The 13647-nt window shown below is 38.9% G+C and carries 12 protein-coding genes; 9 read left to right on the forward strand and 3 right to left on the reverse strand.

Going from position 1 to position 13647, the window contains the following annotated elements; all coding sequences use genetic code 11:
• The first annotated feature begins 58 nt into the window (after nt 1-58).
• Complete coding sequence (locus PCC7418_RS00450; RefSeq protein WP_015224217.1) at nt 59-1312, forward strand: RNA-guided endonuclease TnpB family protein; 1254 nt, start codon at nt 59-61, stop codon at nt 1310-1312.
• A gap of 97 nt (nt 1313-1409) precedes the next feature.
• Complete coding sequence (locus tag PCC7418_RS00455) at nt 1410-2702, forward strand: pitrilysin family protein (protein ID WP_015224218.1); 1293 nt, start codon at nt 1410-1412, stop codon at nt 2700-2702.
• 219 nt (nt 2703-2921) lie between these two features.
• Here PCC7418_RS00455 and ilvC read toward each other — a convergent pair whose 3' ends face one another.
• Complete coding sequence (gene ilvC, locus PCC7418_RS00460) at nt 2922-3917, reverse strand: ketol-acid reductoisomerase (RefSeq protein ID WP_015224219.1); 996 nt, start codon at nt 3915-3917, stop codon at nt 2922-2924.
• Nucleotides 3918-4215: 298 nt separating this feature from the next.
• On the opposite strand from ilvC, the gene PCC7418_RS00465 reads away from it, so the two are divergent.
• The 4 genes from PCC7418_RS00465 (at nt 4216) to PCC7418_RS00480 (ending at nt 7771) form a co-directional block, all read left to right on the forward strand.
• The gene (locus tag PCC7418_RS00465) at nt 4216-5340 is read left to right on the forward strand and encodes a DNA cytosine methyltransferase (RefSeq protein WP_015224220.1); all 1125 of its coding nucleotides are present in this window, start codon (nt 4216-4218) and stop codon (nt 5338-5340) included.
• A 4-nt stretch (nt 5341-5344) separates the two neighbouring features.
• Nucleotides 5345-6301 (forward strand): hypothetical protein, encoded by a 957-nt coding sequence (locus tag PCC7418_RS00470; RefSeq protein WP_015224221.1) that lies wholly within the window; start codon nt 5345-5347, stop codon nt 6299-6301.
• A gap of 64 nt (nt 6302-6365) precedes the next feature.
• Nucleotides 6366-7283 (forward strand): glycosyltransferase family 2 protein, encoded by a 918-nt coding sequence (locus PCC7418_RS00475; RefSeq protein WP_015224222.1) that lies wholly within the window; start codon nt 6366-6368, stop codon nt 7281-7283.
• Between the two features lie 167 nt (nt 7284-7450).
• Nucleotides 7451-7771 carry a YtxH domain-containing protein gene (locus tag PCC7418_RS00480; protein ID WP_015224223.1) on the forward strand — a complete coding sequence of 107 codons (321 nt, stop codon included), beginning with the start codon at nt 7451-7453 and terminating at the stop codon, nt 7769-7771.
• 200 nt (nt 7772-7971) lie between these two features.
• Here the strand turns inward: PCC7418_RS00480 and ggpS are convergent, their stop codons facing one another.
• Entirely contained in the window at nt 7972-9486 is a 1515-nt protein-coding gene (gene ggpS / locus PCC7418_RS00485; RefSeq protein WP_015224224.1) for a glucosylglycerol-phosphate synthase, read from the reverse strand.
• Nucleotides 9487-9807: 321 nt separating this feature from the next.
• Here ggpS and PCC7418_RS00490 point away from each other — a divergent pair, with 321 nt between their 5' ends.
• The 3 genes from PCC7418_RS00490 (at nt 9808) to PCC7418_RS00500 (ending at nt 13218) form a co-directional block, all read left to right on the forward strand.
• Nucleotides 9808-10629 carry an RMD1 family protein gene (locus tag PCC7418_RS00490; protein WP_015224225.1) on the forward strand — a complete coding sequence of 274 codons (822 nt, stop codon included), beginning with the start codon at nt 9808-9810 and terminating at the stop codon, nt 10627-10629.
• Nucleotides 10630-10741: 112 nt separating this feature from the next.
• Nucleotides 10742-11389, forward strand: coding sequence for a hypothetical protein (locus tag PCC7418_RS00495; RefSeq protein ID WP_015224226.1), 648 nt, complete (start codon nt 10742-10744; stop codon nt 11387-11389).
• A gap of 236 nt (nt 11390-11625) precedes the next feature.
• Nucleotides 11626-13218 (forward strand): asparagine synthetase B, encoded by a 1593-nt coding sequence (locus PCC7418_RS00500; RefSeq protein WP_216086658.1) that lies wholly within the window; start codon nt 11626-11628, stop codon nt 13216-13218.
• 1 nt (nt 13219) lies between these two features.
• Here PCC7418_RS00500 and PCC7418_RS00505 read toward each other — a convergent pair whose 3' ends face one another.
• Nucleotides 13220-13522, reverse strand: a complete 303-nt coding sequence (locus tag PCC7418_RS00505; RefSeq protein WP_015224228.1) for a Uma2 family endonuclease — start codon at nt 13520-13522, stop codon at nt 13220-13222.
• Between the last annotated feature and the right edge of the window lie 125 nt (nt 13523-13647).

A 13647-nucleotide genomic window follows, 5' to 3' on the forward strand; every position in this document is an offset into this window, starting at 1 on the left:
AGACGAACAAACCCGATTCATTTGTGTTATAATTTAGTTACGCCAGAAGGAGAGCGTAATGTTTGTTATTGAGTACAAAGTCAAAGCCAGCAAAACTCAATACTCTGCCATAGACGAAGCAATTCGTACTGTTCAGTTTGTACGGAATAAGTGCGTTCGTCATTGGATGGATAATAACGGTGTTGGCAAGTACGACCTCAGCAAACTTTGTAAGCAGTTAGCTGATGAATTTGACTTTGCTAAAAAACTCAATTCTCAAGCCAGACAAGCGGGTTCTGAACGGGCTTGGTCAGCTATCAACCGTTTCTACAAAAACTGTAAAGCAGGTATTAAAGGAAAAAAAGGTTATCCTAAATTCCAAAAGAACAACCGCTCAGTTGAGTATAAAACAACGGGTTGGAAACTCGACCCAAACACCAAAAAGCACATCACCTTCACCGACAAGAACAACATTGGTCGCTTAAAACTCGTAGGAAGTAGAGATATTTATTTCTACTCTCCTGATCAAATTAAGCGTGTTCGTTTAGTTCGGCGGGCAGACGGCTACTATTGTCAGTTCTGCATTAATGTTGATGTTAAAGAAGAACACGAGCCAACTGAACAGATTATTGGTCTTGATGTTGGTTTGCGTGACTTCTTCACAGACAGCAAAGGACATAAAGAGCCAAATCCTCGATTTTTCCGTAAAGGAGAGCAAGAATTAAAGCGTCATCAACGTCTTGTTTCTCGAAAACAAAAAGGCTCAAATAATCGAGGAAAAGCAAGACAGAAACTAGCTAAGAAACACTTGAAGATAAGTAGGCAACGCAGAGAACACGCCAGGAGAACCGCGCGTTGCGTAGTTCAGTCTAACGACTTGGTCGCCTATGAAGACTTGCAAGTAAGAAACTTAGTTAAGAATCATAACCTTGCTAAATCAATTTCGGATGTTGGTTGGTATCAGTTTCGAGTCTGGTTAGAGTATTTCGCTAAAAAGTTTGGGAAGATAACAGTAGCAGTACCACCACAGTACACGAGTCAAGAATGCTCTAACTGTGGGCGGATTGTTAAGAAATCTCTATCAACTCGAACTCATACCTGTAAATGTGGATGTCAGTTAGATCGAGATGAAAATGCAGCCATCAACATCTTAAAGAAAGGATTAAGTACCGTAGGGCATACGGGAACTTGGGGGTTAGACTCCCTAAACGCTTCGGGAGATGAGACCGCTACTCAGGTAGGACAAGTCCTATTTGAGCAAGTCACGTCGCAGAACGAAGAATCCCAGGGCAAAGCGCGTAGCGTAGCCGTGGGAGTGTCAACTCAAGACTGAGAGCAGTAATTGAAAAACAGTTGGTGCATCCGATTCGCAACAAATCGTAAATCAAAGATTAAGATCGGAATAATGCTCACTGTAATTCAACTAACTTATGACAACAACTCCTCTCAATACCCCAACCATTCATCAACTGAGTAATGGTCTGACCATTATTGCAGAACAACTCCCCGTTGAAGCGGTCAATCTCAACGTTTGGTTTCAAGTAGGTTCTGCTGTTGAACCAGATCCCATTAATGGCATGGCTCATTTCTTAGAACACATGATGTTCAAGGGAACGCCCAACCTCAAGCCTGGAGACTTTGATCGTCTTGTGGAACAACGGGGAGGGGTCATGAATGCAGCGACAAGCCAAGATTACACCCATTATTACATCACCACAGCCCCCAAGGACTTTGCTGAGCTTGCCCCATTACAATTAGAACTGGTCAGCAACCCCAGTCTCCCTGAGGATGAGTTTATACGGGAGAAAAAGGTGGTTTTAGAAGAAATTCGGCGCAGTGAGGATAATACCATGCGTCGCACTTACGCTCGCGCCATGGAAACTTGTTTTGAATCCCTGCCCTATCGTCGTCCCGTGTTGGGACCAGCAGAGGTGATTTCAGATGTCACCCCAGAGCAGATGCGGGAGTTTCACCAGCAATGGTATCATCCCGGAACGATGACTGTCAGTGTTGTTGGCAATTTACCTGTTGAAACCCTCATTGAGACTGTAACTGGGGCCTGGGAAACCATTGCACCGCAGTGTGATCCACCGTCCCCCAAAACGGTTTCTTTTCCTGAACCAGAAGCCCCATTTCGAGAGATTGTTAGACGATCTTATACCGATCCGCAACTCCAACAAGCACGGTTAGTGATGTTGTGGCGCGTTCCAGGGTTAAATGATTTACAGGAGACGTATCCTTTAGATGTGGTTGCTGCGATTTTGGGACAGGGAAAAGTGTCTCGTTTGTTCCGTCAGTTGCGAGAAGAAGAAAAATTAGTCAGCGCGATCGCTGCTGGGAATTCTAGTCAAAAATTACAAGGAAACTTCTCGATTTCTGCACGCTTACCTGAAGAAAATTTAGACAAAGTTGAAACCGCAATTCAAGATCAAATTAGACGTTTACAAGAAGAACCGATTAGCGAATTAGATTTAAATCGGATTCAAACTAAAATTGCTAATCGCTACATTTTTGCCAATGAAAAACCCAGCGATCGCGCTAATCTTTACGGTTATTTCTTCTCTCAATTAGGCGACTTACAACCCGCTTTTAATTACCCAGAAATTATCCGTCATTTGACCCCAAAAGATGTTCAAGAAGCAGCGCAAAAATATCTGTCTCCTGAGGCTTACGGAATTGTTACCTTATCGCCTCCAGCTTTAACTAAAAAACAAGCTGACTAAGCTGGCATAACATCATCCAATCGCAACTCTAATTCAGGGAAAAGGGAGGAGGAAATCAAATCTCCTAAACAATATTTTTTTGCTGATAAACTCCATCAACCAAGGAGCAGATCGTAAAAGTTGGCTGTTTAGGACTGCCGATAAATTGTACTCCCATTTCCCTTTCCACTAAAAAGTAAAGTTAAGTCAAAAAATGTACAATAATTTACCTACTAGAGGTTAACCCTTTTTCAACCAGCTAAACATTGCCCGTAAATCTTTCCCCACTTCTTCAATGGGATGTTCTGCTTCCCGACGACGGGTAGAGGTGAGAACGGATTTTCCAGATTGATTTTCTAAGACAAATTCTCTCGCAAATTCCCCAGATTGAATTTCGGATAAGACCTTTCTCATTTCCGCACGGGTTTCTTCGTTGACAATGCGGGGGCCACGGCTATAATCGCCATATTCTGCGGTATTAGAAATGCTATCGCGCATATTGGCAAGCCCGCCTTCCACGACTAAGTCCACAATCAATTTTACTTCATGGAGACATTCAAAATAGGCGAGTTCTGGTTGATAACCCGCTTCGACTAAGGTTTCAAACCCAGTTTTAATTAAAGCACTTAAACCGCCACAGAGTACCGCTTGTTCCCCGAATAAGTCGGTTTCGGTTTCTTCGCGGAAACTGGTTTCTAAAATTCCTGCGCGAGTTCCGCCTATCCCTTTAGCATAAGCCATTGCGCGATCGCGCCCTTGTCCCGTTTCGTCTTGGAAGACCGCAAACAGACAGGGAACACCCTCTCCCTGTTCATAAGTCCGTCTGACGAGGTGTCCTGGTCCTTTGGGTGCGATCATCATCACATCCACCCCCGCAGGAGGAACAATCTGTCCGAAATGAATATTAAACCCGTGGGCGAAGGTTAGGGCTTTTCCGGAGGTTAAATGGGGTTCAATTTCTGCTTTATAGACGGTTTTTTGCACCTCATCGGGCAGTAAAATCATAATTAGGTCTGCTGCCTTTGCTGCTTCTGAAACCGACTTTACGGTCAATCCTGCTGCTTGGGCTTTTGCGGTTGACTTACTGCCTTCGTATAAGCCCACAATGACATTAACCCCGCTATCTTTTAAGTTTAAGGCATGAGCATGACCTTGAGAACCAAAGCCAATAATGGCAACGGTTTTGTTCATTAAGAGGTCGAGATTCGCGTCTTCGTCATAGTACATCCGCGCCATAGCACAAACGTCTCCTTATCCTTTGTCTATCCTGAGTTGTAAGTCTTCTATCGTATCCTATAAGCGCGATCGACTACAAGGTAGAACAATTAACAGTTCATGGCTAACCTCTAATTCAAGCTATGATCAAGGCTAGGCAATGGTCGTCAATGAGTTGTAGGATGTTCGGTTTAAACTGCTATTTTTAGCAATTCAATCTTAATCCTAAAAATCTGTCGAATGAATGAGTAAGAAATTATAATTTGTTTGTATCTAAAATTAATCATAATCAAATAAAACGATATATTTTCCATGTAAAATGATGAGAACAGTTTCTTTATTTAGTGGTTGTGGTGGTATGGATTTAGGATTTATTTGGTCAGGTTACCAGATAATCTGGGCAAATGAAATAGATTCTGATGCTACTGAAACTTATAACAATAATATTAGTAACCATATTGTTCAAGGTGATATTAATGATATTGATATCACAACTATTCCTGAATGCGATGTAATTTTAGGTGGTTTTCCTTGTCAAGACTTTTCAATGATTTGGAAGAGGAAAGGACTAGAGTCTGAACGAGGAAATCTTTATAAAAAATTTGTGGAAGTCGTTAAAACTAAGCAGCCAAAATTATTTGTTGCTGAAAATGTAAAAGGTTTGCTCAGTGCAAATAAAGGTCAAGCAATCAAACAGATTATAAAAGATTTTTCTGATTGTGGTTATGATACGAACGCTGATCTCTATAATTTTGCTAATTATGGAACACCACAACTAAGAGAACGAGTTTTAATTATTGGGATTCGTAAAGATATTAGTTATTGCTATAAAAAACCGAAACCAACTCACCCACCTGACAAATATGTCACTTCAGGAGAAGCCTTGATAGGTGTGGAAAAAGTCCCCTATAATAATGAACATCAAAATATTAAGCCACGAACCCAGAAAATATTAGAACTTATTCCAGAAGGGGGAAACTTTCAATCAATCCCAATAGACTCCCCTTACTATGTAAAAGGAATGATCAGTCATGTTTATCGTCGGTTAGATCGAAATAAGCCATCTACCACAATCATTGCTGCTGGAGGAGGTGGAACGTGGGGATATCATTATGAAGAACCTAGACCTCTGACAAATAGAGAAAGAGCGAGATTATTTGGTTATCCAGATAATTTTAAATTTGTGGGCTCAATTAGTAGTGTACGAAAACAAATTGGTAATTCTGTTCCACCCATTGGTATTAAAGTGATTGCGGATGAACTCAAAAAATTATTTACTGATGATTTTCAATCTGTTAATCCTTATGAGGAGTCTTACGAACAATTATCTCTACCCATCAATGTTACTAAAAGCAAGAGGGATAAAATTTATCAAATTCCGATCAATACAGTCAAGAAAAAAAAGATTGTAAACTCTGAGTATAAACAGCTTACACTTTTATAAGAAAATGCAACCAAGTAGTAAAATACATACGGTTTCTCAAAGAATTAAAAAAGACTATAAAAAAGATTTAGTTGAGGAAAACAATAATATTTATGTCAATAAGTATTTAGCAATTAAGTTTTTTCAATATATTGATCGTCATCTATTAGAAAAAGATATAAATTTTAGAAGAAAAGATTCTTTATTTTTAGGACAAGAGAAAGTTAATCCTGAATTAACAAACAAACGAATCAAAGGGCAAGGAAATCGCCTATTTTTTTCCCTTAGCGAATTAGAAAACTATGCACTTAAGCTCTATAAAAGGTCTATTGACCTGACTTATCTAGATGCGAAAGCGGTTATAGAAGGTTATGATAGTGTCCTAATGAAACCTAAAAAATATGGGATGCGAGGTCAACGTAACTTTACTGGTAAAGTTGAAGATGAAGTAAGAGGTAAGTTAGCAGAGCATGGATTTAGTAAATATATCAATCATTTAGCTAACATTGAACTACCAGTGGATTATTCTTCTTTAGAAGAATCTACGCAGAAACGAGATAAAGGAGACTTTACCAAAGTTACTATCGAGAATCAAATGTATGAGATTCCAGAGAAATATATTATTTCTCTAAAATCTACTAATGGTAATTACTTAGCAGTTCCTGAAAATGAAATTGACTGGGAAGGAAATCTTTTTGTTTTAGTTAAACTTCATATTAAAGAAACTTTTTTGTATCGCACCATTAAAGCTGGATTAGAAATAGAAGATTTGGATTTAAAGAAAAGTTTAGGTTGGCTAGAATTTAGAGGATTTATCAACAAGAGTGAATTTCGTAAAAGTTACCAAGCTACTGAATTACCTGATGGTACAAAGTTTAACGAAAAAATTAACTTAATCAAAGCGCCTAGTCAGCTTAATCAAAATAGTGAAGATTTAAAGAGGGAGATGATTTTGCTCAAGCAAGAATTAACTGGACGGTAATAGTTAGAATTTGGATATTTTTTAATTTAATCAGGCAATTATTCGTTATTATTAATTGTAAAAAATGTTTTTTAGTATTGTCATTCCAACGTATAACCGAAAACCGATTTTAGAAAAGTGTATTTTAGCACTAGAAAAACAAGTGATTACTGATGCTAACTTGATCACTGGATATGAAATTATTATTGTGGATGATGGGTCAACGGATGACACGATTCCTTGGTTAAACGCGTCTTCTTTTCCTCATGTGCGCTATTTTGAACAAGCCCATCAAGGTCCCGCGATCGCGCGAAATTTAGGAGTCAAAAATGCGAAAGGTAACTTTATTATTTTTATTGATAGTGATTTAGTTGTCACCGAAACCTTTATGCAATCTCATGCTAATTGTTTAAGCAAAAGCGACACCCGCGCCTTTACTTATGGACGAGTGATTAATACCGCTAATTTTGAAAATCCAACGACTGAGCCTTATAAATTGACTGATTTTTCTGCTGCTTATTTTGCCACAGGAAATGTTGCGATTCATCGCCAATGGTTAGAACAAGCTGGCTTATTTGATCCGCAATTTCAACTGTATGGCTGGGAAGATTTAGAACTTGGGGTGCGCTTAAAAAAGCTAGGATTAAAACTGATTAAATGTCCTGATGCAGTGGGCTATCATTGGCATCCCCCCTTCAACTTAGACCAAATTCCACAATTAATTGATCAGGAAATCCAACGGGGAAAAATGGGCGTTTTATTTTACCAAAAACATCCCACTTGGGAAGTAAAAATGATGATTCAAATGACGCTTTTTCATCGTTTGCTATGGGGAATTCTCTCTTTGGGAGGTTCTTTGAATGAAAAAACAATGCGTCCACTCCTACAATGGTTAGTTGATCGGGATAAGCCACAACTTGCTTTAGAAATCGCACGGGTTTTCCTAAATTGGTATAATGTAAAGGCTGTACATCAACAAAAACAAGTGATAGATACTCGTTGAATGAATCTGATTTTATCACTCAAATTTTCCGCCCTTTCCTGATATTAGAAAAGCTAAATTAAAAATCAAAAACAATTAATTATTTTGATGATAAAGCCTTGACTTTTTAATAAAAACCAATACGATTGAGAGTGAAAAGCCGATTTAGCTGATGTGAGGACTAAATAATGCTTCTAAGAACGATTAAACAAATTGGACTAATCATCTTTTGCTGTGGAATGATGGCACTTTCTAGCGGAGGGGGATTGACTGCTAGCGCGATCGCAGCACCGAGCCCTGATGATGTCAAAACAGAAATTCAAGAAAGTGCAGAAGACGCTAAAAAAGCGGTAGAAAAAGGAGTTGAAGACGCAAAAGAACAAGCTCAAGACGCGAAAGAAAGCATCGAGAACAAAGCTAAAGACGCTGAAGAAAAGGCTGAGTCTGAAGCCAAAGAAAACGGTGAAGGGATTATTGACAAAGTGAAAAGTTTATTCTCTGGTGACTAAAGCAATATAGCGTTTCTTAGTCTGTCGGGAAAAAAAAGTCCCCCTGTTTTAAGGGGGATTAAAAGTTATATAGCAACCCCATAAGAGTTGTAAATTAATCCCCCCTAGCCCCCCTTCAATAAGGGGGGAACGGTTAATCAACTTTTTCCATAAGAATTAGAACTGCTATAGCATTTCTTAGTCTAATGTACTTCATGAGATTAAACGGTACTGGGTTGTTGAGCAATATTCTTTTCCATTTGTTTGAACTTCTCGAAAAGATGATCGCCCCAATACGCAACATCATATTCATTAACCGTCTTATACATTTTCTCCATCCGTTGTTCCTGTTCGGCTTGAGGCATATCTAACGCCTGATCAATTGCATCATCCATCCGATCCATGGAATAAGGATTGGTTAAAATGGCTTCTGGTAATTCGACCGCAGCCCCAACAAACTCAGAGAGAATTAAATTTCCGCCTTTTCCTTCTCTAGCGACCACATATTCTTTTGCGACAAGATTCAGTCCATCTCGGAGGGGAGTTGTCCAACAGACATCGGCAGCCCGATAATAGCACATTAAATCATCAAAGGGAATCGGCTGCGTAAAGAGCATAATCGGAATCCACTCAAATGTTGCAAAGCGTCCATTAATTTCACCCACTAACTGTTCAATTAAGTTTTGGGCTTCTTCATAAACCCGCATTCCACTCGCTGGCGAGACACAAGTAACCATCAGATTCACTTTTTCTCGTAACTCAGGACGACGTTCTAACAGGCGACCATAGGCTTCTAACAATTCTCGCACGCCTTTCACATAATCCACCCGTCCCGCAGATACGATCAGTTTACGTCCTTGGAGACGTTTTAAGATTTCTTGATAACGGTCTTCCGTTTCGGGTTTATGTAAAGTATTGAGAATATGTTGCGGGTTGGTTCCCACAGGGAACGCATCCACATTCACGATCCGATCGCGCCACCGCAGTTGAGTCGTCATTTCCGGTTCAGCTAAAGCCGTTCCCACTGGAGTCAGATGTTGGGGAACCGGACTAGTGTGTACCACTTCCACAGATCGCAAACTCCGCGCCACATTCACAAAGTTTTCGGAATAGCGAGGAATATGGAAACCGACAATATTACAGCAAAGAAGGCTGTCAATAATCTCTTCTCGCCAAGGAAGAATATTAAACACATCCACCGAAGGAAAAGGAGTATGGTGGAAGAATGCAATTTTCGCATTCGGCTTAATCTGACGGATATAATGGGGGACAAGCCACAAGTTATAATCATGTACCCAAATTAACGCATCATCCGCAGCCTCCTCGCAAGCTGCTTCTGCAAATAAACGATTCACTTCATGAAAGTTTTTCCAATCTGAACTTTCGTAGGTGAAATGATACGGAAAAGAGTGTAAAATTGGCCAAAAGGCTTCTTTAGAAGTGATGTGATAGAAGTCTTTAACTTGGTCGGGAGTTAAAGCAATTCGGCGCACATTGTAGTTCCCGCCATCTTCAATTTCCTCTACGGGAATCCGTGCTTTAAACTCAGCATTATCTTTAGATTTGACTTCTTTCCAAGCGACCCAAGTCCCTTGATTAACATTAGAAAAGAATCCCTTTAAAGTGGGAACAATCCCGTTTGGACTCTTTTTGGCTTTGTAATGAATAACGCCATCGTCATCCATCACTTCATCATAAGGTTGACGATGATAGAGAATTACTAAAGAAGATTTCATTAGGTTACCTCCCACTTACAGCTTCAATTTATATATCTTTGTATTGGCTTCCCTTCTGATCTAGATTGAGATCAAAAAGGTAAAGATTAAAATAAACCATAACATAGACTTCGCCTTTCTTCACCGACCCAGAGATAGAACATGAACTAGATTAAAAACTAGATAAAATCGATTCCACTCTCCCACCAATTGCGATACAAACTGACATTAAGCTCTTGATCAGCTTAAAGATTGTCTGATCTGTCGAGAGGACGACTAAACTTTGTATCATGAAGAAAGAAGATTAAATCCTTACTATTCCAGACAATTGTCTCTTACTGTATGCAAACCCTAGCATTCCCGACAGAAAAAACAGATACAATTAAAACTCAGGCTCTATTTATTGGTGAAGCCATTGACTGTCGTTCTCTCGAAAAAGATTATGATTGTATTGCTACGTTACCTTTTGTGGTTAAAGTCGGCGCAGCAGGAGTTGCTGTGCTGTTTCCTTATGGCGTTGTGGTTTTATTTGGTTTAAGTCAAGCAGAAGAAACAGATTTCCTAAAAAAATTAACCGCCTATGTGAGTGAACCGTTTCCCAATCCAGAGATGGAAAGTGTCGAAATAAAACTGAATCCCGAAAAAAGTGAGCGGGTTAAAAATGGCGTTCTTTGCTTGAAACAATATAGCGTTGAACATTTACAAATTGTTGCTGATGTGTTAGGAAAAACAGTTGTTTTAGCCCATTATGAAACCAAACTTGCATCTGTTTTTGACCAAGTGGAACCGTTTACTGCAAGTTTACAAAAAAATTATGAATTGACGCGCCCAGGGAAAGAATTACTCCATGAACTTGGCAGTACGTTTCTCTTTCAATATAAAATGGTAGCACGAGTTGAAATTATTGATAAGCCTGAACTGTTATGGGAATTTCCAGAGTTAGAAAATCTTTATTTACGTCTGGAAGATGAGTATGAAATCAGGGAACGTCATCAAGCCTTGGAACGAAAACTAGATTTAATTTATCGCACGTCTCAAACAGTTCTCGAATTGATGGAACATCGCACGAGCTTAAGAGTAGAATGGTATATTGTTATTCTCATTGTGGTGGAAATTGTGTTATCGGTTTATGAACTTTTCATTCGCGATTTATTACTACGCTAGTTTAATAATAACTTTTTTAGAGTAATTCCAGAGTTTGCAAATAATTCTACAGATAGCAATGATAAATTAGTCCTGACAGCTATCTGTAGTTACTCTTTGAGGATAGTTAACCATGAAAAGTAATTTTAATTTAGATAATGACACTTTAGAAAAGCTAATTGTAGAAGTCGATCGCGCCGCCCAAAACCAAGAAAATAAACTTGATCGCGCGGAAGTAGAAACCATTCTCAAAGAGTTAAATCTTCCTCCAGAATTGCTTGATGAAGCAATGGAACAAGTCCGAAGACGGGAAGCATTACAAAAGCAACAAAAACGGAATATTAAAATCGGAATGGGTGTCGCTGTTTTACTACTAGGAATCATTGCGACGGTCGCCTTTAGAAGTTTTAATCAACAGCAAGCCTTAGCTAAAATTGAAACCGTGCGCGATCGAATTACTTTACAGCAAGATCAAGGGGAAAATCTCGATCGAATCTCTCCTAAAAACAATCCCTTAGTTTACTATCGAGTCACCCTCAAGAATGCGCCTACGGGTCAAAAATTGGCTCTAAAATGTGATTGGATTAATCCTGATGGGGAAATTGTCCACCAAAACAATTATCGCACGAATCAAGTCATTGATAAACCGATTTGGGAGACTTATTGTAAAAAACAATTTGGTTCAGCTTCTCTAGCAGGAGAATGGGAGGTTAAAATGCGTTTAGGGAACGATCGCGCAATTGCCAATGAAACATTTACAGTGGGAGTTAATGATAGGTAGAAATGAATCTATCTCAATTTTTTGTGGGATACTGGGGTCAAGATGACCCAGAAAAACTCGCTTTAAAGTTACAGCAACTTATACAGTTTTCAAAGATTTCTTCTAACTCTAATTCTTTAGAATCCCCCCTAACCCCCCGAAGATCGGGGGGAATCGGAGATAGAAATTTAGCGTCAACTATTCAAAATAGTGAATCCTTTAGAAAAGGGGGAAATAAGGTTTTAAGGAAAGGAAAGGTGAATCAATTTGATTGGGGAGTAATTGGTTGTAATTGTTTAGAAGAAAAATCGATCGCATCGTTATCGGTGGGAGGTTTTATCAACAATGCTGATGTCTGGGTTAACCTAGAAGAAAACACACTTATTTTAGGACGAGATTCTTTTGGACGTAATCCTTTATACTGGTTAAAACAGGAACAAGTAATTTGGTTTTCTTCACATCTTCAACTGTTGCTTCCTCTGCTTAAAAATCCTGTGATTAGTGTTGAAGCATTGTATGGTTATTGCTGTTTTTCTTATGTTCCCACACCGCAGACTCCTGTTAAAGAGATTTATGCTGTTGAAGCGGGAAAAGAAATCGTTTTTTCTGGAAACAGTGAGACAATACAGGAGAGAGAATTATACTCTTTTCAATCCGCTATAGAAACGATATTAGATGAAGATCAAGCTATCTCTCAACTAGAAACACACTTAAAAGATGCACTACAAAGACAAATTTCTGATCTTAAAAACGAAACCGTTGGCGTTTGTCTATCTGGTGGTTTAGACTCTTCTCTCATTGCTGCTTTATTAGTAAAAGCAGGATTAAATGTTCGCGCTTATACCCTTGATTTTCCTGATGTTACCTTTTCCGAAACTCCTTATGCAGAAACAGTCGCCAATTATTTAGACATTCCCTTAATCAAAATTCCGATAACAGCGAAGACGGTTAAAAAAGCAATTCCAGACACAGTAAAAGCGTTAGATATTCCGTTCGGGGATAGTGTCACTGTTCCCTTTTATTTACTTTATCAGAGAGCGAAAAAAGATGTTTCTGTTTTATTTAATGGGGAAAATGGCGATCAACTCTTCGCAGGTTGGACAAATAAACCCATTCTCACCGCAACCGTTTATCAATCACATCACCCTAACTCTAATTTTACCACTGATTATTTACGAACCTTTCATCGTCTTTATGGCTATGAAAAGCAAGTCTTCTCTAAACGGTTTCAAGAACAAATTAACCTCATTCAACCGCATTCCTGGTTACAAGATGCCCTTAATGAAGACTATACCACAGGAATCTTTGATCGCTTTCGTCGTGCGTCTTTAATGTTAAAAGGGGCGCAAAATATTCAACCTCGCGCTAGTAATTTAGCGTTATCTCAAGGGCTAAAATTACGTTCTCCTTTTTGTGACTTAGACTTAACTGAATGGACATTTCGCCTGTCTGGTGACTTAATGTTAAAACAAACTTGCGAGAAATATATCCTCAAACGAGTTGCGGAAAATTGGCTACCATCAGACATTGTTTGGCGAGAAAAACGAGGAATGGGTGTTCCTTTAACCCAGTGGTTTTTAGAGGATTTATGGTCAGAAGTGAGACAATATTTATCAGCGCAAGTTTTACGTCAAGAGGGATGTTTTGATTCTGACTTAACCTTAAAAATTATACAGGGAAAACTCGGCGGAATAAGTTGGGGTCGTCGTGTGGGAGAAGTGTTATGGTTATTATTAATTTGGGAAATGTGGCGCGATCGCGTTTTAGGAGAAAAAAGAAACCGTTATAGTTGGTTTAATCTCTTATGGTTTCCTCCCCAATGGTTAAGACGAATCGATCGAGAAGATTAGATTAACAATTGCGAGTCATTGCTATAATTTCCTTGACACTTTCTGTCAAACGATACCTTTTAATTACTGCGATATCGGGAACGGGTGAGTAAGGAGGAATAATACAACGTAATTCTTGTATGGCTTCTAATTGTTCTGTATGACGATTAATATAGTTAACTAAGTTGCGTTGTAACCGTGAATGAAATAAAGTTTTCTTCGGTTTTTGGATCGAGTTTCCACTAATAAATTCCCAAGCGGGAGAGGTTTCAATATTAGATTGAGACAAGAATTTTGTTAGAGAGTCTGTTGTTAAATTATTCATAACCTTCCCAGATCAATTACTGTATGTGTTAAACGCTGTTCTTTCCTCTATCGTAACAATTTCCCATTCAAAAAAAACTTTGTATCCTTTGTGTTTTTGTGGTTCAATCAAGAATAAATAGAAAA

The sequence above is a fragment of the Halothece sp. PCC 7418 genome (genome assembly GCF_000317635.1).
Lineage (GTDB): Bacteria > Cyanobacteriota > Cyanobacteriia > Cyanobacteriales > Rubidibacteraceae > Halothece.